Annotated in this window: 24 protein-coding genes and 2 tRNA genes; 15 read left to right on the top strand and 11 right to left on the bottom strand. The window is 54.3% G+C overall.

All coding sequences use genetic code 11. The annotated features are described in order from the left end of the window. Nucleotides 1–167 precede the first annotated feature (167 nt). The gene (locus ACR0B8_RS19175) at nucleotides 168–542 is read right to left on the bottom strand and encodes a hypothetical protein (protein ID WP_170362584.1); all 375 of its coding nucleotides are present in this window, start codon (nucleotides 540–542) and stop codon (nucleotides 168–170) included. A gap of 49 nt (nucleotides 543–591) precedes the next feature. Between ACR0B8_RS19175 and ACR0B8_RS19170 the strand changes: the two genes are divergently transcribed. Next, complete coding sequence (locus tag ACR0B8_RS19170) at nucleotides 592–1,392, top strand: alpha/beta fold hydrolase (RefSeq protein ID WP_413247496.1); 801 nt, start codon at nucleotides 592–594, stop codon at nucleotides 1,390–1,392. A gap of 4 nt (nucleotides 1,393–1,396) precedes the next feature. Here ACR0B8_RS19170 and ACR0B8_RS19165 read toward each other — a convergent pair whose 3' ends face one another. From ACR0B8_RS19165 to ACR0B8_RS19145, 5 genes are all read right to left on the bottom strand, one after another. Next, a complete protein-coding gene (locus ACR0B8_RS19165) occupies nucleotides 1,397–1,771 on the bottom strand; it encodes a rhodanese-like domain-containing protein (RefSeq protein WP_170362583.1) in 375 nt (124 codons plus the stop codon). Nucleotides 1,772–1,838: 67 nt separating this feature from the next. Further along, a complete protein-coding gene (locus ACR0B8_RS19160) occupies nucleotides 1,839–3,191 on the bottom strand; it encodes an HlyD family type I secretion periplasmic adaptor subunit (RefSeq protein ID WP_170351284.1) in 1,353 nt (450 codons plus the stop codon). A gap of 12 nt (nucleotides 3,192–3,203) precedes the next feature. Further along, nucleotides 3,204–5,309, bottom strand: coding sequence for a type I secretion system permease/ATPase (locus tag ACR0B8_RS19155; RefSeq protein ID WP_480659270.1), 2,106 nt, complete (start codon nucleotides 5,307–5,309; stop codon nucleotides 3,204–3,206). 166 nt (nucleotides 5,310–5,475) lie between these two features. Beyond that, the gene (locus tag ACR0B8_RS19150) at nucleotides 5,476–7,428 is read right to left on the bottom strand and encodes a type I secretion protein (protein ID WP_170362581.1); all 1,953 of its coding nucleotides are present in this window, start codon (nucleotides 7,426–7,428) and stop codon (nucleotides 5,476–5,478) included. A 125-nt stretch (nucleotides 7,429–7,553) separates the two neighbouring features. Next, on the bottom strand, nucleotides 7,554–9,707 hold the full coding sequence (locus ACR0B8_RS19145) for a hypothetical protein (protein WP_170362580.1): 2,154 nt from the start codon (nucleotides 9,705–9,707) through the stop codon (nucleotides 7,554–7,556). Nucleotides 9,708–10,311: 604 nt separating this feature from the next. On the opposite strand from ACR0B8_RS19145, the gene ACR0B8_RS19140 reads away from it, so the two are divergent. After that, nucleotides 10,312–11,079 (top strand): helix-turn-helix domain-containing protein, encoded by a 768-nt coding sequence (locus ACR0B8_RS19140; protein ID WP_170351288.1) that lies wholly within the window; start codon nucleotides 10,312–10,314, stop codon nucleotides 11,077–11,079. Continuing rightward, nucleotides 11,072–11,569: a hypothetical protein gene (locus ACR0B8_RS19135; protein WP_480659272.1), complete on the top strand. Its 498-nt coding sequence runs from the start codon at nucleotides 11,072–11,074 to the stop codon at nucleotides 11,567–11,569. The genes ACR0B8_RS19140 and ACR0B8_RS19135 overlap by 8 nt, the downstream gene beginning before the upstream one ends. Nucleotides 11,570–11,705: 136 nt before the next feature. Here ACR0B8_RS19135 and ACR0B8_RS19130 read toward each other — a convergent pair. Continuing rightward, nucleotides 11,706–11,790, bottom strand: a tRNA-Leu gene (locus tag ACR0B8_RS19130). 312 nt (nucleotides 11,791–12,102) lie between these two features. Between ACR0B8_RS19130 and ACR0B8_RS19125 the strand changes: the two genes are divergently transcribed. Continuing rightward, entirely contained in the window at nucleotides 12,103–12,585 is a 483-nt protein-coding gene (locus ACR0B8_RS19125) for a hypothetical protein (protein WP_170362578.1), read from the top strand. Between the two features lie 542 nt (nucleotides 12,586–13,127). Here the strand turns inward: ACR0B8_RS19125 and ACR0B8_RS19120 are convergent. Beyond that, nucleotides 13,128–13,622, bottom strand: coding sequence for a hypothetical protein (locus ACR0B8_RS19120; protein ID WP_170351295.1), 495 nt, complete (start codon nucleotides 13,620–13,622; stop codon nucleotides 13,128–13,130). 208 nt (nucleotides 13,623–13,830) lie between these two features. On the opposite strand from ACR0B8_RS19120, the gene ACR0B8_RS19115 reads away from it, so the two are divergent. From ACR0B8_RS19115 to ACR0B8_RS19080, 8 genes are all read left to right on the top strand, one after another. After that, nucleotides 13,831–14,061, top strand: a complete 231-nt coding sequence (locus tag ACR0B8_RS19115) for a hypothetical protein (protein WP_170351296.1) — start codon at nucleotides 13,831–13,833, stop codon at nucleotides 14,059–14,061. A gap of 212 nt (nucleotides 14,062–14,273) precedes the next feature. Next, nucleotides 14,274–14,789 (top strand): hypothetical protein, encoded by a 516-nt coding sequence (locus ACR0B8_RS19110; protein WP_170533628.1) that lies wholly within the window; start codon nucleotides 14,274–14,276, stop codon nucleotides 14,787–14,789. 392 nt (nucleotides 14,790–15,181) lie between these two features. Further along, a tRNA-Ile gene (locus tag ACR0B8_RS19105) sits at nucleotides 15,182–15,275 on the top strand. Between the two features lie 17 nt (nucleotides 15,276–15,292). Continuing rightward, nucleotides 15,293–15,715 (top strand): hypothetical protein, encoded by a 423-nt coding sequence (locus ACR0B8_RS19100; RefSeq protein ID WP_226689762.1) that lies wholly within the window; start codon nucleotides 15,293–15,295, stop codon nucleotides 15,713–15,715. Continuing rightward, a complete protein-coding gene (locus tag ACR0B8_RS19095; protein WP_226689763.1) occupies nucleotides 15,708–16,205 on the top strand; it encodes a hypothetical protein in 498 nt (165 codons plus the stop codon). The genes ACR0B8_RS19100 and ACR0B8_RS19095 overlap by 8 nt, the downstream gene beginning before the upstream one ends. A 4-nt stretch (nucleotides 16,206–16,209) precedes the next feature. Continuing rightward, nucleotides 16,210–17,499: an AAA family ATPase gene (locus ACR0B8_RS19090; RefSeq protein ID WP_226689764.1), complete on the top strand. Its 1,290-nt coding sequence runs from the start codon at nucleotides 16,210–16,212 to the stop codon at nucleotides 17,497–17,499. 54 nt (nucleotides 17,500–17,553) lie between these two features. After that, on the top strand, nucleotides 17,554–17,796 hold the full coding sequence (locus tag ACR0B8_RS19085; RefSeq protein WP_170351302.1) for a hypothetical protein: 243 nt from the start codon (nucleotides 17,554–17,556) through the stop codon (nucleotides 17,794–17,796). Between the two features lie 243 nt (nucleotides 17,797–18,039). Further along, entirely contained in the window at nucleotides 18,040–18,216 is a 177-nt protein-coding gene (locus ACR0B8_RS19080; protein WP_170351303.1) for a hypothetical protein, read from the top strand. A 332-nt stretch (nucleotides 18,217–18,548) separates the two neighbouring features. Here the strand turns inward: ACR0B8_RS19080 and ACR0B8_RS19075 are convergent, their stop codons facing one another. After that, complete coding sequence (locus tag ACR0B8_RS19075; RefSeq protein WP_226689765.1) at nucleotides 18,549–18,767, bottom strand: GDCCVxC domain-containing (seleno)protein; 219 nt, start codon at nucleotides 18,765–18,767, stop codon at nucleotides 18,549–18,551. Between the two features lie 4 nt (nucleotides 18,768–18,771). Beyond that, entirely contained in the window at nucleotides 18,772–19,095 is a 324-nt protein-coding gene (locus ACR0B8_RS19070) for a hypothetical protein (protein WP_170351304.1), read from the bottom strand. Between the two features lie 99 nt (nucleotides 19,096–19,194). Here ACR0B8_RS19070 and ACR0B8_RS19065 point away from each other — a divergent pair, with 99 nt between their 5' ends. The 3 genes from ACR0B8_RS19065 (at nucleotide 19,195) to ACR0B8_RS19055 (ending at nucleotide 21,744) form a co-directional block, all read left to right on the top strand. Further along, the gene (locus ACR0B8_RS19065; RefSeq protein WP_170351305.1) at nucleotides 19,195–19,593 is read left to right on the top strand and encodes a MerR family transcriptional regulator; all 399 of its coding nucleotides are present in this window, start codon (nucleotides 19,195–19,197) and stop codon (nucleotides 19,591–19,593) included. Between the two features lie 103 nt (nucleotides 19,594–19,696). Beyond that, nucleotides 19,697–21,100, top strand: coding sequence for a sensor histidine kinase (locus ACR0B8_RS19060; RefSeq protein ID WP_170351306.1), 1,404 nt, complete (start codon nucleotides 19,697–19,699; stop codon nucleotides 21,098–21,100). Further along, a complete protein-coding gene (locus ACR0B8_RS19055; RefSeq protein ID WP_226689766.1) occupies nucleotides 21,097–21,744 on the top strand; it encodes a response regulator in 648 nt (215 codons plus the stop codon). The genes ACR0B8_RS19060 and ACR0B8_RS19055 overlap by 4 nt, the downstream gene beginning before the upstream one ends. A gap of 75 nt (nucleotides 21,745–21,819) precedes the next feature. Here ACR0B8_RS19055 and ACR0B8_RS19050 read toward each other — a convergent pair whose 3' ends face one another. Next, on the bottom strand, nucleotides 21,820–22,677 hold the full coding sequence (locus ACR0B8_RS19050) for a hypothetical protein (protein WP_174820553.1): 858 nt from the start codon (nucleotides 22,675–22,677) through the stop codon (nucleotides 21,820–21,822). Nucleotides 22,678–22,704 lie beyond the last annotated feature (27 nt).

Here is a 22,704-nt window from a genome sequence, read left to right as displayed (position 1 = left end):
TCGACGGGCTGGCCGCCAATGGCGAAGACGGCAACAGCGCCGTCGAAGCCAAGGTCAAAGCCGAGGTCGCAGACCTCTGCGCCAAATTCCCACTCTATCCGAACCTGTAATCAGGTCGAAAATCAAATACTTGAACGGCGCCTTTGAGGCGCCGTTTTCCATACGGATCAGATAAAACCCTGCCACCACAAGAAGACAAGCAACAGAATCGTTAAAGCGATCAGGTTGAACGCCAGTCCTCCCAGCATCCCCAGGAACCAGCCCAGCCGCCGGTCGGCGCGATTGATACCGCTGAGATGCGCCTGAACCTCTTCTGACGCACGAGCAAGTTTCGGGGTATCCAGAACCAGCCGCAGCTTTGGATGTGCCGCCATCGGCTCGGCACTGGCCAACAGCAAGGCCTGTTTGTAAATCCGCCGGGGCAGTTGTCGCTTGGCCTTGCGGATCGAAGCCGTCAGCGTCTTGTCCCGCACCCCCAACTTTTTGCGCAGCAACTGAACCGTCTGCGCGATCTGGGTTTGGATATCTGTTTTTTCCGACATGACGAAGCCTCCAAGCCCGCCAATCTAACCGCCTCTTGCGAAGGCGACAATGGGGCTGGTCGTTTCTATTCACGGCGGGTATCACGACTTCATGCTGAACACGATCATACATGGTGAACCGACCGCGAACCCCCCTTTGCTGATTGCGCATGGGCTGTACGGCTCGGCCCGGAACTGGGGCGTAATTGCCAGACGGCTGGCCGATGAGCGGCAGGTCGTGGCCGTTGATATGCGCAACCACGCGTACAGCATGTGGACCGAGCAGCACAGCTATGGCGACCTTGCCAATGATCTGGCCGAAGTGATCGCGCATTTTGGCGGCAAAGCCGACGTGGTGGGCCATTCGATGGGCGGCAAGGCAGCGATGACGCTGGCGCTGCAACACGGCGAACTGCTGCGCAAACTGGTGGTCGCCGACATCGCGCCAGTCACCTATTCTCATAGCCAGATCCAGTTCATCGAGGCGATGCGCGCCGTTGACCTGTCAAAAGTCGAGCGACGTTCGGATGCGTCACAGCAATTGGCCGAACTGGGTGTAGAAAAAGCGCTTCAAAGCTTTTTCACGCAGTCGCTGGATGTTCAGGGGCAACGCTGGCTACTGAACCTGGATGTTCTGGCCGCCGAGATGCCCAAAATCATGGGTTTTCCGCAGCTGGACGCAACCTGGGATGGTCCGACCCTGTTTCTTTCGGGCGGCGATTCTGACTATGTCCTGCCTGAACACCGTGACCTGATCCGCACGCTATTCCCGGCCGCGAGGTTTGCCAAAATCCCCGGTGCAGGCCACTGGCTGCACGCCGAAAAACCGCGCGAATTCGAAGCCGCCGTTAGGGCGTTTCTGAACGCCTGATCCTTTAGGACGACACCTCACCCCCACCATTAATCCAATCGGGCAATCCGCCAAGATTGTAGACCTGCTCATATCCCATGTCTTTCAGCAGCTTACCGGCCAAAGCGGCGCGGCCACCAGCGGCGCAATAAAGAACGATGGGGCGATTTTTCCGAAGCTCGGGGTCGTGAGATTGCAAGCTATCATCGGCGCGAAATTCCAGCATGCTGCGCGGGATGTGGTGGGCACCATTGGCCCGGCCCGTCTGCTGCAATTCAACGGCATCGCGCACATCCAGAAGCAACCCGCCCTGTTCCATGACCTGTTGGGCAAAATCGGTGTCTACACGTTCGACGACCGCATTTGCGGCCTCCATCATGGCTTTTACTGTCAATGGCATCAGTAATCCTCCGGTGAATATCATCGAAGGCTAACATGCGAAAAATGGAAGGTGTAGACCGCCCCTGTTATTGTTCGCGGAATGCGCGCGACATGCTGTCCGTCACAGGTTTCGCGATATAGGCCGCAAAGGTCCGCTCTTCGGTCTGGATCATGATCTCGGCGGGCATACCCGGTGTTGGGATAAAGCCGCGCACGCGTTCAATCTCTTCTGGTTCCAGTGAAATGCGGGCCAGATAGACCTCTTGCGGGGCTCCGGTTGAATCCTCGATCACCGAGTCCGCAGACAGATAGAACACCTGCCCTTGCAGCACCGGTGTTGTCCTCTGATTCAGGGCGACCAGACGCACGGTGGCGTCCTGCCCTGTCACGACACTGTCGATCTCGGTGCGCGGAATTTGCGCTTCGATGATCAGCGGAGCGTCTGCGGGTAGAATCTCAGCAATGGGTTCACCGGTTTCGATCACACCACCCGGCGTATGATAGTGCAGTCGCACCACTGTGCCGGATACCGGAGCCCGCACAACGGCGCGGTCCAGAACGCTGCGGGCCTGGCGAGCTTTTTCACGGACACTTTCCAGATCGGCTTCGATCACGCCCAACTCATCCAGCGCGGCCTCACGATAGGCAGCACGGGTGCGGGTAATCTGTTCTTCGTATTTCAACAGCATCTGGCTGATCTCAGCCGCTTCGGCCTGCAGCCGTGCTTGTTGCCCTTCCGCTTCGGCCTGAACCCGACGGATCGTGTTCAGCTCACCTTTGCGCACCAGGCCTTTTTCGAACAGCGCCTGCTTGGTTTCGAGTTCTTCCTGCAGGATTTCCGAGCGCCGCACCATGCTGTCCAACTGTGCATTGAACCCGCTGGAGCGAATTCTCAGAGCTTCCATGTTGCGTTCGAGCAGAGCGATGTCGTTCAACAGCGTCTTGCGGGACAGATCAAAAGTGATCTTTTGCCCATCGAGAATGGACAGAACTTCTGTATCTTCTGAATTGGCAATAAGGTCAGGCGAGAACTCCAGCCGCTGCAGTTCATTGTACTCGGCATTCAGACGATCTGACATGGCCTGCAGGCGGATTTTACGGATGAACAATTCACGCTCATTGGCTTCGGCCGAGGTCTGATCCAGCGTCATCATCACTTGCCCGGCTTTGATGGCCTGACCTTCAACAACCTGGATTTCCTCGATGATACCGCCTTCAAGGTGCTGCACGATCTTGTTGCGACCTGTCGCGACAAAACTACCTTGTGCGATCACAGCAGCGGCCAGCGGTGCACTGAACGACCAGACGCCAAAACCGCCAAAGCAAACGACAAGCATGGTAAGCCCAATTACAACCAGACGATTGATCGAGCGTGGAACTTCGGCATACCAGACGGTCGGATCATTGGGATCGTTGTTCACGGGTACCAGTTCATTCATGTCGCACCCCCCTTATTTGTTTTGAATGCCGGGCTGATTATTACGCGGCCCGTTCAGTTGTTGCAGAACCTGTTCGCGATGACCAAACAGCGCCACACGGCCATCCGTCAGCAGCATGATCTTGTCGACCACGTTCAGCAGCGTTGGTTTCTGCGTGATCACTACGACGGTAATCTTACTTTCCCGTGCCTGTTCGATGGCCCGGGCAAGGGCCCTGTCGCCAGCAACGTCCAGGTTCGAGTTCGGCTCGTCCAGAACCACCATGCGCGGATTGCCAAAGAAGGCCCGTGCCAGTGCGATGCGCTGTTTCTGACCACCTGACAAGGGTGACCCATCCGCAGCCACCACGGTTTCATAGCCTTGCGGTAACGTGGCGATCATGTTGTGTACATCGGCGAGAACGGCGGCGTCGTGGATTTGTTCGTCGGTCGCGTCGTCCCGCATCCGGCCGATATTGTCTTTGATCGTACCGGGGAACAATTGCACGTCCTGCGGAAGATAGCCGATGCTTTCGCCAAACTGACGCGGATCCCAGTTGCGAATATCCATCAGGTCCAGCCGGACGCTGCCGGATGTGGGCAGGATTGACCCAACCAGCGTTTTGCCCAGCGTGGTCTTGCCCGCACCCGAGTTGCCGATGATGGCCAGAGTTTCGCCCGGGTTCAGCGAGAAACTGATCCCGTTCAGCACAACACGCTTGGTGCCGCCAGGCACATAGAGAAGGCGTTCCACGTCCAGCCGACCCTCGGGGCGCGGCAAGCGCAGCTTTTCGAATTGCAGGGCCGAGTTGGATAGCAATTGATTGATCCGGCCATAGGCTCCGCGTGTCAGAAGGAAGCCGTTCCAGCCTTCGATCGAACCCTCGATCGGCGCGAAAGCGCGGCCCGCGATAATTGAGGCCGCAATGACCATGCCGCCGGTGATCTCACCCTGCAAAGCCAGAAACGCGCCCCAACCCAGAATGCCGATCTGCGTCAGCAAACGCACCGCCCGCGAAATGGCCGCGAAAATCACATTCCGGTCCTGCGCGCGGACCTGCCATGTCAGGGATTGTGCGGTGTCGCGTCCCCAGATGCGCACGGCCTCGGGGATCATTGCCAGAGCGTTGATGATCTGACTATTTCGCGACATCGAATCCAGATGCATGTTGGCCATGGACTGCGCCTTGTTGGCTTCGGCAAAGGGTTTGGCCGTCATACGCTGGTTGATGAATGCAATTGTCATCAGCAAAACCGCCGTAACGATCACGATCATCCCAAGCTGCGGGTGAACCAAAAAGATCATCAGGATGAACAATGGTGCGAAGGGCACGTCCAGGAAGGAAATTAGCGTCCCCGAGACCAAAAAGCTGCGCACTTGCTGCAAATCACCCAGTGTTTGGTATTCCCGCCCAGAGCCATGCAGCGACGCATGCGCCGCAGCGCTGAGAACCGGGGCACCCAGACGGGCTGCCACCTCAACCGCGGTGCGCATCAGCATGAACCGCCGCACCGCATCGAAGGCGGATTGGAAAATCACTGCCCCGGCGACAATGGCGGTCAACATGATCAGCGTGTCCAACGACCGGCTAGTCAGGACGCGGTCACTGATCTGGAACAGATAGATCGGGATCGCCAAAATCAGAACATTCGTTGCACAGGTCAGAACCAGCACAAAAGCCAGATTGCGATAGATCGCGCGTAACGAAGTGCGCAACGTCGCCTGAAAATCTTCAGGCGGCGTTCGCTTGTGAAATGTTTGGGGTGGCCCCTTGCCATCGCCGCCGCCAGAACTACTGCGCAGCATTGGCTCGTTCGCTTTGGCCTCGATAGTGGTGCCCATGCGATCACCGCCACTCGAGCGCGACGCGGGGGGTGTACGGTCGCTCGTTTTATTGACGGGTTCAGGATCGGGGCCCTCGACATCGGCCACCCCATCACCGCTGCCCTGTTGGTCATTGTCTTCGGCAGGCTGCGGCTGCTTGCGCCGGGGGGAAGGTCCGGCGCGCAGGTGCGGTTCCTCTTTCACTTCGTGATGTTCAGGATCAGCTTTCACGGTTTTGCCGGCGCTCGCATCGCTTTTGGCGACTGCCTCCCGTTCACCGTCTGGCGGATTACTAACGCGTAAATCTTCGCTCAAGCGCAATCCGAGAACTTTTTTCCGTTTCAAATCTGATTTGCTCGCACTTGGCGGCTTGGAAACGGCACCAGCGTTACGATCCAACGGACTGGCGTATCGTCTCGGGCGCGACGGAAAAACAATCGACATGTTAAAACTTTCAAAACACTCGTAACAAACAGGGTTACTACGCTAGCATAGATTGCAGGCCGTCGTCGATGGCAGCCGCTTCTGAGGACGTCAGATTGCTCTGGCCTGGGGCGTTTTCCGAATTGCCCGGCCCGTCTACATCCTCCAGCAACATCGCGATCGCTTCGTTGACAAGCTCGGCATTTTCCTCTTCTGGACTGTCGATAAGGCTGGCCTGATGCAACATCACATCCGAATATTCGCCCTCTTGCGCCATCACGACAGAGTCGATTCCCATTTTGGTCACGTTGGCCGAATTCAATAGCGCGTTGCCCGCACCCAGCGCGGAAACCCCTTCTCCGCTTGAGTTTTCGACGTAAACATCGTCGTCATCCTGCAACATGGTGACCTGGTCAATGACGTTGATCTGCAGCAGGTCACCTTCGATCTTGAGAACCCGCACCACTTCTGTTCCGGCAAACATCGGATCGTTCAACAACGCGTCTTCCAGTGCATCGGTATCCACCTCTTGCAAAGATACCGTGCTGGCCAGATTGTCGCTTAACTCTTCGTGGGTGTCTTCCCCTTCGGTCGTCAACGATACCTGGTTCATTACAAGATTGTCTTCGGCATCCGTCGGGCTTGCGCCGTGAACCACATCATTGTCCAACAAAACGATGGTCTGGTTCACAACGTCGATCGAGACCATATCGCCGCCAATAATGATCACATCATAGTAGCTGCCCAGCTGAATGATGTTGGTCACATTAGCCATATCATTATCGCCCAGCGTATAGGCTGTGGACGAAGCTGAGATTTCCGTATTGATGTGGTCAATATCCGTGGCGTCGATAAGCTGCTCAATGAAATTGGTCACCAGCAGATCACCGGAAATCCAGTCGATCATGACAATCGGGTCCTGATCGGGATTATCCGAGACATTGTGTTCCACCCATGATGCCTCGTTGGCTTCGGTCGCGATGTTTGAAGACTGGACAACATGCGTGTCGCTTTGCGCACCCGGCGCACCTTGGTCGACATCAGAGACGACAGCGACCTGGCTGACAGCGGTCAGGTTGATCGCCTGCCCACCGACCACGATGTTGGGCGCATCGACCCAGCCAACTGATACCGCGACCTCGTTGACGGCATAGTTGCCACCTGCGACCACCGAATGACCGTCTTCAAATTCGGGGTCTTCGGATTGATCCCATTCGGCCGGCAATGCCTCGGCCAACTCGTCCTCGGCGTCTTCGTCCTCCGAATCTTCCTTGTGATGTTCCGGCAGCAGCTTCAAAAAGTCCGGAATTTCATCGACATACTCGCCATTCACGATGATGCCCGAGGCATCCTCGCCGTGGAACTGATGTACCGTTACGCCTTCAATCTCAAGATTAATGGGCGATTGCATTTGTTCGATGAGTTGTTCGACAGCCTCACCGGACTGATAGTCCTGGATGTGGATCGATGGGGTCGATATGGCATGCAAGGACAGTGCCGCGCTTTGCAGCGCGTCGGCTTGCGCCATCAGGGCCTCGACATCGCGGAAGTCACCTTCGCCCACGACATCGTTGTCGATCAGATGGATTTTCTGCACCGTGTAGGTGACCGCTGATCCAATCAGCTCGGTGATGTATTCGGGCTCCAGAATGATGTTCATCTGCACAAACGAGCTGAATCCCGGCGCATCTTCGGGCAAGATGGCATCCGGACCGATCGCAGGGCCGGGTGCCCCATCAGCACCATCAATCAGACCAGAATTTTCCGTTGGTGGGGGGACATCATCTTGTGCGGGTCCAAACTTGTAAGGCACCGGGCCGTAATCGCCCGGATCCATTTTCAGATTGGCTTTGACATTGATGCGGGCCGGATCTTCGAGACCCTCAAGTTCTGCTTTCTTACGCAGAGCAGTAAATTCTTCATAAAAATCACGCCAACGGGCCTGTTCGGTCGTAAGTTCAAAAGTGCCAACAAAATGTGCAATTTGTTCCGTAATACTGTCGAGTGCCATTTTAGTTTCCTTTCCCCTCCCCGGCCTGAAATTTCCGGTTTAGGTTAAGTTGGGCCGAGGCCGCATAATGCGCCCCCGGCAGTTTTTAAGAGGTCAGAGCCCGCCAAAGCGGGCTCTGATTCCGATTAAACGTCGGTGTCGTCGCTGGAGTAGCTGGACGACATGTTGCCGCCAACCATGGTCGTATCGACCGAGTTACCAAGAACGTTGGCACCCATGACGATCGACTGGTTGAACGCCGAAGTATCGACGACCGCTGCGGCCGATGCGTGCGACTCACCGTTGACGATGCCATCGCCACCGTTGCCCGAGCCCCAGTCACCAGCGTTGCCACCGGCACCACCTGCGCCCGAGTTCGCACCCGATGCGTCGCCGCCTTGCTGCATGCCACCTTTGGTGTCACCAATATCGACGAAGCCGTGCGAGTTACCGCCTTGGCCACCCATGGCTTGTGCAGCACCGCCGCCGCCACCGATGCCCGACGTGGACGTACCGTCCGATGTACCGTATCCGGTAGCCGTTGCATCGTTGTCGGAGCTGCCTGCGCCGCCATAGCCAGAGATTGCGTCAGCCATCGCGTCAGCGGATCCGTCAGTGTCCGCAACCGCCCAAAGGCTGGAAGCTGCGCCATCACCAGCGTCGTTGTCAGCGTCTACAGACCCAGAACCGCTGGCATCCGAAGTTGCATCCAGATCCAGTGCTCCGCCGCCGCCACCGACGCCGTCGGCCATCGCGTCAGCGGATCCGCTAGCATCTGCCGAACCATCGGAATTGTTGGACCCACCGGCACCGCCCGCGGAATCCGCATCCTGGTTACCGACACCTTGAGCATCCGCAGTCGCATCTGCGTCCGCATCCGCGTCACCACCGTCACCTGAACCACCGGCTCCATTACCGCCAGTTCCGCCACCGGTGATGTTCTCGTTCAACGCGTTGCCGCCAGTTCCAGGTCCACCGGCACCGCCACCATTTGACGGAGCTTCGAAGTCGTCGTCAGGGCTGCCAGCACCACCGGCACCACCGGTACCCGCGCCGCCAGTTGCGTCGTTATTGCTACCGTCGCCGCCATTGGCATTGCCACCGTCACTGTTGCCACCGTCGCCGCTGGCGTCGCTACCGGCAAGGCTGCCCGCAAGACTACCTGCAAGGCCCAGACCCAAGTTGCCAGCACCGCTGTCGCCGCCGTCTGCGTCTCCAGTCGAGGAATCGACGTCTGCATCGCTGTCTTGGTCAGCGTCAGCATCGGAGTCATTGTCACCGCCGGTTGAGTCGCCGTCATTGCCAGCGCCTGAAAGACCAACACCCAGACCCAGACCGATCGATCCGGCATTACCACCGTCACCACCGTCACTGTCCGCATCCGACGCGTCCGAGTCACCTTGATTGTCGGCGCTCGAGTCGGCACTTGCATCGCCGCTGTCGCCACCGTCACCGGAACCGTCAGCGCTTGCGTAGCCTTTACCAACGTTCAGACCCAAGGTCGTTGCATCACCCGAGTCGCCGCCGTTTCCGGCATCTGCGTCGGCGTCAGCATCACCCGCATCGCCACCACCGGCATAGGCAGATGCGCCTTTGGTGTACGACATTGCATTGCCGCCGTCAGTTGATCCACCGTCACCGGAGTCACCGCCGTCTGCGTGCGATGCAATACCTTCAGCAGCGTTGGCTTCGCCACCATGGGCATCACCGTGCTGTTCGAAGGTACCACCGTCATTCGACACACGTGCCGCGCCCAGGTGGTCATCGTCATTCAGTTCGGCCAACTGGTTGTTGATGGCCAGCATGTCGTTGCCTTGACCGTCCAACGAAATATCCAGGTTCATGTCGTCGCCCGGATCGTAGTTAAAGTCGTTTCCGACCGTGATGATGTCCTCGACCGAGCCACCTTCATACACATCGACATCAACCAGATCATCGTCATTGGGGCGGAGACCTTCCTCACCAAAGTCGATGTTTACAGAGTTGGAGTTATCGTTGGTGTTGTCACCGTTGGTTTGAGTTTGGTCCTGATCCTGACCTTGGTCCTGACCTTGTTGCTGGTCCGCGTCTGCAGTCTGTTCCTGACCCTGTTCCTGACCCTGATCCTGCCCCTGGTCTTGATCCTGACCCTGATCCTGGTCCTGGCCTTGGTCCTGACCCTGACTTTGCTCATTATTGTTCGCGTCAATTTCTGCTTCTTCAACGGTCACGTCTGCTTCGACATGAACATATGCTTCATCGACTTCTACTTCGCCGATGGCTGTAATATCATTGACGGGTTGTTGATGGTTGCGTCTCATTTCAAAATTCCACTTTTTAAGCGCCCGACCGTCATTCATCTACAAAACGGCTACTGGCGCAGTTGAAACAAAAATTTGAGCATTCAGGCGCAATACGCGCATGAAGCGGTTTCATTTGGTTGATTCGTTCACCACCTTCCTTTCCCGGCTAAGCCGATGCGCTGTCCGCGATAATCAAGATTCGTGCAAATTCACGAATCGCGGACACGTCAGGAACCAAGCTTCTCAAATTGAAGCAGGGACATGGTTGCAGCGGGAAGGCTGCCTGAATAGCTGCCCTAAAGCATTAGATATGGCAAGATGCTGATTTAATTTAAAATTTTAAAAATTAACCCAAAATTAACGCGCAAATACACGAAAATGCGGCGGAAATTCGACCACTCGGTTAAATCCATAATTTTTCTCTACTTTTACGAGAACGGCCATGGCGAACTTAATCAATAGTTCTAGTCCCAATTGGCAGGGCGATACGAATTATTGAAGAAAATTAGACTTTCAGGTATAGTCGGTCAGGACTGTCGGCTAATTTGCCGTTAATTTGTGTTCCGATTGTTGTTTACGATTTCGTCACCGATTTTGTGGCGTGGGTTTATAGGGGGAAATAATGAGCAATCCGTTACAGGATAATATTGCCCAACTTGATGTTAGTACCGAAGATTTCTCGATTAATTTCATCGGCAAGGAACTCTTCTTTTCCAACCAGACACTGCGAAGCGTTCAATCCGAATTCGGTGTGGCCGCTCATCGGTATGACGACATCGCCGACTTGAAAACTTCCGGCGCCCCGGTTGCCGCGGCTGGCAAAGTTGTTGTTGTCGATCAGATTATGTTAGACGATTTGCTGGCCCGCCCGCAGGTCTATACCGAAGCAACCGGATCAGGTTGTTTGGCCTTTGCGTACCGCAAAGAGGACTCGGCCCGTTTTCTGTTCGAAAACTGGGATCGGGGGCAGTTCGGGGATGTCGGCTATCTTCCCATGAATGTTGCACCGGATGTGTGGCGGTCCATTCTGCGCCTGCTGATGCATGAGGAATTGTATCTGCCGTGCTTTATGGCTGATTGCGTGTCAAATCTGCAAAATCAGAACAAACCCCGCTTGCTGCGTGAAACACCCGCAAAGCCAGAGCAAAATCCAAAGAAACCTAATCCGATCTATTCCCGGCTGACGCGGCGGGAAAAACAGGTTCTGCACCTTGTCTCGAAAGGGCAAAGCAACAAGATCATCGCGTCGAACCTCGGCATCACTGAGCACACGGTAAAGCTGCACATGCACAATGTTGCCGGCAAGATCGGTGTAAGCAACCGGACCGCGGCAGCACAGTTCTATTTCGAAGTGGCGTCCGATGAAGCGCACGGACAAACCATTGACTGAGACGCTGGAAACCCGCTTTGACCGCTTAATCTTGCTGGTCGGCAAACTGAACTACATGTGGACCAACACAGAAAGCCTGTTGATCCACCTGATTGCCGGGCTGAGCGGCACCAACAAGGACGTCGCCGTTATCATCTTCTTGACGCTCAACACGACGCGCGCCCGGATCGATCTGGTTGAACGTCTTGCCAAGATGGAAGGCCGCCCTGCCGAAATTCGCGATCCGATCCTGGCCCACACGCGACGGCTGGCCAAACTGTCGTCCATTCGGAACAGGTATAACCATTGCATCTATTCCTTTGATGCTGACAGCGGGAACCCCAAGACCATCCTGATGCGCATTGCGGACCGAAAGACCGATATTAAGCTGGGGCGTGAAGACACGGTTGATGAAAAGGCCATTCAGGAAATCGAAAGCATCGTAGCGCAATTGTCGAATGCAAACCGTGATATCTGGCGCCTGATCAACCAACTTGGTTTCCCGGTCTGATCACACATCAATAGAACCGTACTCAAAAGCCCGCTTCAGCTTCCATCCATCTTACTGAACAGTCGCCGCATTGCCTGCCAAGCCGGCTGTAATCTCGGGCAAAGGCAATCTGGCACCATCTCATTTCAGTAAAAATTGGTGCGGATGGCGGGGATCGAACCCGCAAGCCCTAGGGCGAGGGATTTTAAGTCCCTTGCGTTTACCAGTTTCGCCACATCCGCGCGCCACCAAAGCTGTAAAGCGGGTGACCTCCGAAACTCATACTGCCAACCAAAGTGATTGAAAAGCCGCAAGTTGCTTGCCGCCAAGAGAACCGGCAAACATCCCGGCTGCAAATGCTTGCGTGGGCCAAGAAGCACGCAGCTTGTTGCCGACCCACACGCTTGCTACGCAACCTCATGTGATTTCCCAAAATGATGCGCAAGCTCTACTCAGAACAGGATCACACGCGCCTGGGCTGCACGCTCATTACAGCTTCGCTACTCCGAGGGGTGTTTGATTGAGATGATTCATCAAGGTCCCTGAGTATTATTATGCAGAAAGAACAAAAGTCCTTTCAGGACCGCGTTTCAAGCATCAATCAGCGCGCCGAAGTTGCCGCCAGCAAAGCCACTCCTGGCAGAACAGACAGCATCTGGGTACGATTGGCATACCCAGGTTCTTTCATCGGAGCCTTTTTCCTAGGTGCCATTGCAGTATTTCTGACACGCTATTTTCAGTCTCAGCTGGTTAACGTGCCCGGAAGTGGGCAACCCGGCGCGCAAGACATTGTCGGAATTGGTCTTGCAAGCATGGCTGGTCTGTTTGTTTCGATGCTTTTCAAAGGTAAGCAAAAGGAATTTGCCAGCGCCTGCACGCTAGGTGTTTTGCTGACCACATTTACCTACCACAATGCAGTCTGGGCCTACCCGGAATCTTTCGAGCAGGTTTACGGAGAAGATTGGGTGGAGTTCATACAAAGTATAACGAAACCTTCCAGCATCTATTTTTTCGGCAATACCATCGAGTTGAGCTGAACAGCCCGTAGCGCCTGCCCCTATCGAAACGTCACTGGGTGCATCAAAAAAGAAACTGTTCTGAATATTTTGGCGGCCCGTGCCAGAAGCTGCTGGAAATTGGCTTGGACGGCGATGGTCGATCATTTCGGATTAAATATGTCGATGGCAGCTGTTGCACGCAGACATCCAAAAAGAGGTTCACCTCGTTCTCACGACCGTGACCGTTTAGGACTTGGTTAACACTACCCTCTTTCTTCCGCGTTACGTGCTTTACTAAGATCATGATCGCTCCAAGTTCAGCGATGACTAGAGGCATAACGTCACCTCTTGTGTCACCTTCGAATCTAGCGACAGCGCTCTAACGCTTTGATATTTAAGTAATTTCATGAGCTTCGTGGTGCCCCCAAACGAACAAACTTCGAACCGGATCTTGGAGGAACTCGCAGACTGGTCAAAGGTAGTAAATCAGATGATCTGCACCCCCTAGAATCCGCGTTCATTGGCTAACTCTGTGTTGTCACTTACCACAAGGAAAGGATAGTGACTCCTTGCATACCTGATTACATGTCAGCCCATTTAACTATGACTTTCCCCTTTCGCTTGGGTATGTCCTTGCGGTCGACAAGTTTGTGAGACAGGTCAAAGTCTTCGTTAATACGAACCACCAGCAGTTTGCTGAAGTTCCCATCCATGTTGACGACGACCTCGTCTCTATTCTTGAATGGTGTAATCGTCTTTACCTCAACGAAATCATTGCCCATGCGGCCGTCTGACCCCTGTGCGTAGTTCCTATGAAGTTCAAGGCCGTAGGTAATGGCGCCATAAAGCTCACCGATGTCACCGTAGACCTGAAGATGGCTGCCGGTGGCATCATAATACGCGGCAGCAGCATCCAATAGTTGCTCGAAAATAGGCACGAGTGAGAGCCGGGCGTTCGGATACCTTGCTCGCCATTCCTTGCACTGAATCTGCCAGTTGATCTCATCCCAGCTAATCCACTCACCGTCGCCGAGCCAAATTGCGTTGTGGGGACCAAGTTCATTTGGTGTAGTCAAGTTGTAGCTTCCGTTCGATCAAGTATTCGTTGTTAGCAATGCCTTGATACTGCTTGGCAATTGCAAGGAAAAGCAATCTCATCAAGCCATTTTTCCAGCAAAGACTGTTGCAGCGGGAACTTGGCTTATCCCTGAAACTGACCCTTTCTGAACTCTCTAAAAAATACAAAGGTTTGAAATGACCGACCAGACAATAAAGGTGGATTCGATGACAAAAACAGCGATTGAACAATATGAACACATCCAGTTCCGGATTCCGAAGGCGAAGCTGGATGTGTTTAATGCGATGGTCTACGAGCGCTATGGCATGAAGCACGGCGGCAAGACTAAGATGTTTCTCGATCTGATTGCGGAACATCAGACGTCGCAGAGGATCGCGCTGTTGAAAGCCGAGATCGCACGGTTGGAACAAGGCAAGCATGGGAAGCATGCGCTCTAGGAGAAAACCCCACGACCGAGCCAAAATTCCCTGAGGTCATGCGCGACGAGAAGCAGTTGCAAATCCGGCACAAAGAAACGCGACTTTCCTGTAGTAATAGATACTACAACTTGAAGTTGACACTCCAAGCAAAGACCATTTTGTCCAGCGAAGTGCTGCCGGAACCCAATCGGAGCTGACCCCCTACCGGCGGAATTCCAGGAGGACGCGGCATGTCCGAAACCGAAGCCACCATCAATGTGGTCGACTACGACGATATTAAAACAAGCGTTGAACACGAATTGGGTGAGACCCCACTGGGTTGGTCAGGGATCGTGACCGAGCTTTTTGAGCAGATCAAAGCACGCAGTGACGAGATTGGGATCGACTATCCAAAGATTCTCCAGATCAAAGAAAAATTCGGCGAGCTCCGGATCTACTTCAGCAAGGCATCTGAGGATGAACGCATCCGCAGCTGGGTCGCAGCTACTATCAATAGGGCAAACCAGAGCTGCGAGCGATGCGGGAACGCGGCACGCCCTCAGATTTTAGAGAGCTGGATCATGACGTTATGCTGTTGGTGTGCACATGAAGAAGCTGCCAGACGGTTCAACGAGCACAAACGCCGCTATTTCCGCCGAACGGACGCAGCCGAGCACCTTACCTGTGCTGTTTGCGGTTATGTTGGACATATTGACCGTTCCGATGACAGGCGGAGGTGCCCCTGCTGCGTGAAAAAAGACTGGTGAGATCTGGGCGGGTTCCACGCCGATCATGGAACCCGTCGCACTACGTTCGATAAAACAAGAACCACTCTCCAGCGGTGTCAGCGAAGACGCGAATACATAAACCCCGGTTGCGCCGACCGAGAAACAGAACGTTCGGGCGCTCTTCATTAGATCAGAATCACCGACCGATTCTCACCTTGAGTGGCGAAATATACTTGCCTGATACGGTCGGGAGGCAGCAATTCACACAACCCATGATAGAAAGTTCCCGGAACTACGCGGTAAACCACGATGTATTGCTCACTTCATCTTGACACGACGGCCCGCGCTGGTTCAGCTTCACCGCATGACCAACACACGCATCCACTGCCAGCGAATATCGACCTGAGGTCGATAGCCCACGCGAAACACGCGGGAGGCAGCATTGGTATGCGGGCGGGGCTTATACCCCTGTGATAGCTCCAGATCAGAGTGCACGAGTCGGTTCGATTCCGACGCCTCCTACCATTCTTTGGAGGCATTCCATGTCACAAGACCCCAAAACAAATGAAGATCTGAGAAGACGCCTGAAGCTCTACGCCAACGACGAGCTTCTATCTGAAGTCAAAACGCGCATCGAGACTGGTGAGCTGAAAGAAACGCTTCTGTTCCATGGCGATACAGGTCGCATGTACTCAGACGATGGGAAGGAAGATAAGCGCCTTCTTCCTCCAGATGCCATTCTGCGGTTGGTATTCCCTTTTCACGAATTCGACCCTGAAAGTATCAGGCATCAAAACGTCGCTGAATGCCTGTTCGACTTACCGGACGAACACTTCTCCGCTCTCAAATCGACGGTGGCGGCAGAGACAGAAAAAGGCCTGCATCGTCTCATTGCTGCGCTGGAGGAAATCGCTTCAGCGCAAGAGTCCGAGCCCCCTGGAACCGGGGATCTGACGGATGACTGACACCTTCGACTACGATGACATCCGCGGCTCCGTTGAGAAGCATCTGGGAAAAGACAATCTGGGCTGGGTTCGGATTGTCACTGAGTGTTTTGAAGCGATCAAGAAGCACTGCGATCAGCGAGAGGAAAGCTATCTCACGGTCGGACAGATCAAGCAAAAATTCGGCTCGCTTCGGATCTACCTAGACGGCGTGCAGGAAGACACATTCATTCAACTGCGGTTGCAGCAAGCCGTGCAGGAAGCAGAGATGTCTTGCGAGCGGTGCGGCAACGCCTCCACAACTCAAGTCATTGCTGCTTGGCACGTCAATTTATGCTGTTGGCACGCGCACGAGGCGGCCACTGAGCGGATGGAGACCTTTCCCACAGTGCGTTTAAATACTCGTGCCAAGCGAGATGTGCTTCAATGTCGGAGCTGCGGCTATGTCGGCCAAATTGCCTGGGGCGCATCGGGTCACCGATGCCCCGCCTGTGTGGCGAAAGGTTGGTGACCCGATGAGTGAAACAACCTGGGAAGAAGATGAGATTTTTGCGCTGGCTGGCTTCTGCCATGACGAGGCAGACATCCTCCGCCCTGTTTTGAGAGCAGCCAACTCCCGTGCGTCCTGGGAAATCGTGAAGCAAATGATTTTGGAAAGAGCCAGTTCTGAAGAGCTTCTCAAGGTGATCAATAATCGATCTGAAGAAACCGCAAAATTTAGCGATGAGCCTGACAACTGGCGGCAGACGGAAATTAACCGTTTGAGGGAAATCGATCCTGCTCTGGCGGTCTTTGCCCAAGACACGGTGGAACAGATGACGAGCCTGAAGCGCTGGAAAGAGGTCATGGGCCTCATCTCCGAACGTCATACAGCCGATATGAGCATGGAAGCTTCTCGTGCAGAGGGTGAGAAGACCACTGCTGCCCGGTATCTTCTGGACAAGGTGGACTTTGAGTACCTGCCGCGCACACTCAGAAAAGAGATGCCGGAACATATCAAACAGCTCACAACCTGGAGCAACCAATTTGCCCGGCTGGCCTCACTTGATGAGTTGAACGAACTTCGTGAAGTTTCCCACAGGTTCCCTCATTGCAACTTCGTCATCGAGGGGATGGTCCATGATATTGAGTGCCGATGGAGCATCGGATCTGACATCCTCCATATCCAACCCACCCTACTGGTTGGTGAGCCCGGCGTCGGCAAAACGGCTTTTGCAAAGGCAGCATGTAAAGCTCTCGGCCTTTACGCACAGAGCGCAAATGTCGGCGGCAAGTCGGAGAACCATTTGTTTGGACTTTCGGTGGGTTGGAGTTCTGCGCATGCTGGGATCGTGACGGAGGCCGTTGCAACGGCACGCCTCCTTAATCCAGCGATCATTCTCGACGAAATCGACAAGACGCACGCGAGTCGAAACGGAGATATCACCGGCGAACTTCTTGCGTTGCTCGAGCCCTCTGAGGCCAGACGATATCGAGAGAAATACTTGGCTGCTGACGTTGACGCCTCGCACGTGAGTTGGATTCTGACCGCAAATGATCTGAATGGCGTTCCTGCCCCTCTTCTCAGCCGCTGCACAATCTATGAAATCCCGCCCCCGACCCAAGAACAACTGCCTGCGATCATTCAAAGCCTGGTGAGCGAATTCGCTGCTGAGTTTGGGTTGAGGCCTGAGTTCTTTCGGCTGGATCTCGGCGATGTTGAAGCTTTGGTGAGTACCTATGGACGGCACCGATCAGTGCGGGTTTTGAGACGGCTGGTGCGCGGCCTTCTGCATCAAAAGACCAAAACCCACTCGTGGAACTAGGACGGATCCACGAGGACCCAAGCATGCAGACACCACAAAATAGGAAAGGCGAAAATGCTAAGAGTTGTTGTTTACGTAAACCGTACCCCAATCGCGGAAGCCCGTGCAGGAAACATGTCCGGGCTTGCGGATATCTCCGACTACAAAGTCAGAGTATTCGAAGACGAAGCCCCGCATCTCGATATCCTGGTCAAGAATGTCACCGGCTGGATCAAGGGTCACGCGCGCCGCAGCAGCGTTTGGTATCTGGTTCGAAAAATCGCCGAGTTGGCTGTTCGGGAGAATGGCAACGTCTGAAAATGAGCGGGATGTGTCGCCAGATGACGCCCATCAAAACGAACAATGAGGAGTATCAGAGCCGATCTCCCGCCCTTCAACACCGTTGCAAATCACTTGCGCTGGAGGACGAGGTTGTTTGCAGAATTAGAGCCTCTCCTGAAGAAGCGCTCGCACGCCCGAGAACTGGCTTTCTTAGGGCGACGAAGTATTATGCAAAGTGAGCCAATTACCCGAAAGCGTCAGATACAGAGGGGAATGGGAATGTCAGAAGAAAGGCCCAATGAAACTACCGAAGAATTCGAGAAACGCTGCGAGGTAGACGCCATCACGGTGGCCTTTCTCCTCGTCAAAGCAGCTCAGTTCGCGTCAGAGGATGGGCTAGCGCGAAAAAGCATGAGCGCGGATGAGTGGAACAAACTCGCCCCAAAGCAGGTCTAAAAAGGGTCAGTGCCGGCGATTTCTGAAATGGTGCGATAGACCGCTCGCAGCCGAGGCTGTGTGAAAACTCTGACAGTCTGGCGAAATACGCCGAAAACACCTTCTATGTGCATTCTCTCGCACTTCTGAGAGAGCTTTTGCTCAGGCGCTCAAAACGAGCGCGACGAGAGAGCTCGTGGGCCGGAGTTTTCACACAGCCTCAGCCCAAAGCAGACATTGAACTCAAGACTTTGCAATTCCGGCTTAGCGCAGAAAGCAGACATTGCAAACTTTGGCGGACGAGCCAATTAAGACACTCAACATCTTTGTCGGATATTGCGGTTGCGGCCCGCTCATCCACAACAGCAATCACCTAACTGAATTGGCGGGCACGGGACAGTTGCGTAGGAACAAAAAACACAGCAATCGCCTTCTAACGGTTTCAAGACTGCCTTGCATGACTTGCATTCATAAAACCACTGGCACGATTCAGTTGGCATTTTCTCGGTTTCAACGTGCCCACACCGAGGGCAGGTCAAAATGCTATTCAGCACCACAGTTTGTTTTGTCATTGTCTCACATCTGCATGATTAGATAATCGTTGATTTGAGCCTCATTGAACACGATGACCCATGCCAACGCGGTAGTCGCCGTGCTTCCGACAAGCCACCATTTCAGATTTGCCAACGTCCCGTTTCGATGCGCTACGAACAACGAAACCGCGACCAGCGCTGTTGAGATGGCGAGAACATAGTAGCTTGCTGCCGCTATTTTTCCGAATATCGCCAACCAACTGCCACCCAAGCCGAGCAACATCATGGCCATTGGAAGAACACAGCATGTCGCGACCCCCAGAGCTGAAACCGATCCCAAGTAGCTGAGGCTCAAATATTTCTTCATCTTTTGCTCCCGAGGTACTCTATTTGATTGTGTTGAGGCACCGGCATTCAGAGCGTATAACTCCTGTAGTAACTACAGGATCAAGTGGAGGCACTTCACATGATTGCGATTGGTGAGGCTTCCCGGCAAAGCGGGGTCGGCATAGAAACTATCCGCTACTACGAACGCGAAGGTATCGTACCAGGACCCGCACGAGCTCTGAACAATCGTCGCCTCTATTCAGCAAACGATGTGGGAAGACTTCGATTTTTGAAGAAGTGCCGCGACCTGGGGTTTCCTCTATCTGACGCAAAGGTGCTTTTAGAGCTGTCAGAAGGAAGTGCTGAAGATTGCCGGTCAGTGAAAGAATTGGCCGAGGCACACATTGCCAGCGTTCGAAGCAAGATTGATGAGCTCAGACAACTGGAGCACGCCTTGAGTGAGCTTACGGCCAATTGTGATAGCGGTAACGTTCACTGCCCGATGCTGCAAAGACTGAGAACGATGGATGATATCTGACTCCGGCCACTGGGCAGAAGCTCAGTATCCGAGATTTAGCCAGATCACGTCAGACCAAGGTCCGTGGTGCGATAACAGATTGTAGTTCATAGTCGATTTCACGATGAGAGCCAAAGTAACTGACCTGACGATTGGAAATTGGTCGTTGTCGCGAGTCTTTCTTGCGGCCAGCATTTTCGTGATGGGTACTGCTACCGCAATCGTCGGGGTCTGGGTGTCTAATCGAATCCAGAACGCAGTCGTGCAAAACTCCGCCAACTCCGCGGCGCTGTATATGGAAAGCGTAGTATCCCCGCTCAGCCAGGAATTGGCACATGGCTACCGCCTTTCCGAGCAGGCGAGCCTAGCGCTGGACGAGATTTTCATGAGCCAGCCAATGCGTGACCGCATTGTTTCCTACAAATTCTGGAAGCAAGGCGGCGTGATTGCACATGCCTCGGATACAGACATCATAGGAAACCGTTTCAATCCAACGGATGATCTGAAACGAGCATGGGGTGGAAATATCTCCGGCTCTTTTGAAGAGCTTGATCATGCCGAAAGCGCTGCCGAGGCAGCACTGGGGATACCACTACTTGAAGTTTACAGCCCTATCCGCGAACTCTGGTCCGGCGAAATCATCGCGGTCGCGGAGTTCTACGAAAGAGCTGACCAGCTGGAGTTAGACTTAGCCAAGGCCAGGCGAACGAGTTGGTTGGTCGTCGGTTCCGCATTTCTTGCAAGTACGATTGTCTTGTATTCCATCGTCGCAATTGGCGACAAAACAATTCGACGACAGGGGACTCTTCTTAAACAGCGCTTGACAGAAAGTGAAAGGATGGCTGAGCAGAATGCACTGCTGCGGTCGCGTGTGGTCGAGGCGTCAGAAAGATATGCCACGCAAACAGATCGGTTCCTCAAGAAACTCGGTGCCGAGCTGCATGATGGTCCTGCACAATACCTGTCGCTCGCTGCCCTTAGACTGGAGGCGGCGTTTTCCAAAGAGTCCGAAAGGCCTAAAGAGGCAGAGGGAATTCAGCAGTCTTTGCAAAAATCTCTGGTTGAAATTCGTGCAATATCGCGAGGGCTGTCCGCCCCGGACATCGACAACCTGGCGCTTGCCGATGTTGTGAAGAGAGCCGTAGAGGATCACGCCGAACACAGCCCGTTGCGACCGGATATTTCATTCCTGGGTAGCCAGGCCCCAAGGTTGTCATTGTCCGACAAGCTGTGCGTTTTTCGTTTCCTTCAGGAGACGCTTTCCAATGCCGCGAGATATGCTCCAGCTTCCAAGTGCACTGTTATTTCTGAGGCGCAGAACGACCGCATAGTTGTAAAGGTCAAAGACGACGGACCTGGATTTGACAGGTCAGAAGAAGCCGCGTTGCGAGACGATGGTGGCCAGGGGCTTATGGGCTTGCGAGATCGGGTCGAGAGTATTGGCGGCAGGTTCGAAGTCGCATCGAGACCGGGTGAGGGCACGACCATTTCTATGACACTCTTTCCCAGAAAGTTAGGCACATCATGACTACATCTGTCGTAATAGCTGATGATCACCCGATATTCAGGGATGGCTTGCAACGCACGCTGGATGAAGCTGATGGTTTTGAAGTTTTGGCTGCTGGGTCCAGCGCGGAAGATGCAGTATCGCTGGTCGTCACGCATCAGCCGGACATAGCCATTCTTGACCTCTCGATGCCCGGTGGCGGGATAAGCGCAACACGTGAAATTGCGGCAATGGCAAATCCGCCCATCATTGCAATCTTAACGGTCTCAGAGAACAGCAGCGATGTCGCGGACGCCTTGGAGGCGGGCGCGATTGGGTACATTGTAAAGGGCGTAACCGCGAGCGAATTGACCGCTTCCTTACACAGCATCGCCGCAGGTGAAGGGTTCGTTTCTCCGGGCTTGGCCTCGCGGGTATTGCTTCAAATCAGCGCTGACACTGGCATGTCTATCAACAGCAGCATTCTCGATGATCTTACGCATCGTGAGGAAGAAATACTTCGACGCGTGGCCAAGGGACTGAGCAATCGTGAAATCGCTGATGAGTTAGACCTTCAGGAAAAGACCGTGAAGCACTACATGACGGCAATCCTGTCCAAGCTTCATGCGCGAAATCGGGTAGAGGCCGCGCTCATTGCGCATGATGTTTGGAACAAGGGAGATTAACTGCGGTCTCTTTGAAGACGATGACGGCCCCTCACTCAAAGAAGCCGCCAACGGATTATCGACTGGAGTTGCTGTTCAGTTGGCAACCGACTGCAACCTCCTGCGATCAGAGGCCGTTGCGTTTCTTTCAACAACAGTTCGGTTGTACGGGTCTTTCAACTCGTAGCGCCCAAACTCGATCTCCTCTTTCCAACCATTGGCATAGTTCACTTCGATGTTGTTGCCCTGGCGTTCGATTTTCGTGGGCCGACTTCCAGCAGCGCCGCTTTGCCCTGAAGAGCGCACGTTGCCGATTGAGATGCCATTTGCCAAAGACCGGAGCCTTGAGACGTCAGCACCAGTCGCGGGGCGCTCCTCAACAGTTCGGTTCTGAGCATTCTTTCTTTCATACCGCCCGTTTTCGATCTCCTCCTTGGTTCCGTCGGCGTAACGCACTTCAATGCCGTTAGCGTTTGTTTCGATCTTTGTTATCCCAGCCGAGCCCGACGGCTTGCCCCCTGTTTGAGACCGATCCTTCTTTCCGCTGCCTTTGTTGGAGCGTTTGGAGGCATCATCATCATCATCATCATCGTCATCGTCGTCGCGACCACTTTTTCCTGATCCCGAATTGTCGTCACGATCATCATCTCGGTCGTCGTCGCGATCATCGTCTCTATCGTCATCACGATCATCGTCCCGGTCACCACCACGGCCGCTATTACCTGACCCCGAGTTGTCGTCGCGGTCATCATCTCTGTCGTCGTTACGATCATCATCCCGATCATCGTCGCGACCATCCCCGTCTTTCCCCTTGCCGCTCTTGGCAAAGGCATAGGACGGTTCAAAATGTAGGCGACCATCGGCATCAAACGCTGGCACATAAGGCGTAGCCGCAATCAACGAAGCCAACGCTGCTGTACTAAGAAGTTGACCCAGCTTTCTTTGAATTTTCATGTTCGCCTCCATTTCTAAGCGTCACGC

This window comes from Ruegeria sp. BH6, from assembly GCF_056538105.1.
The sequence above is the reverse complement of the archived record's forward strand: the minus strand, read 5'-3'. Positions and strand labels throughout refer to the sequence as shown.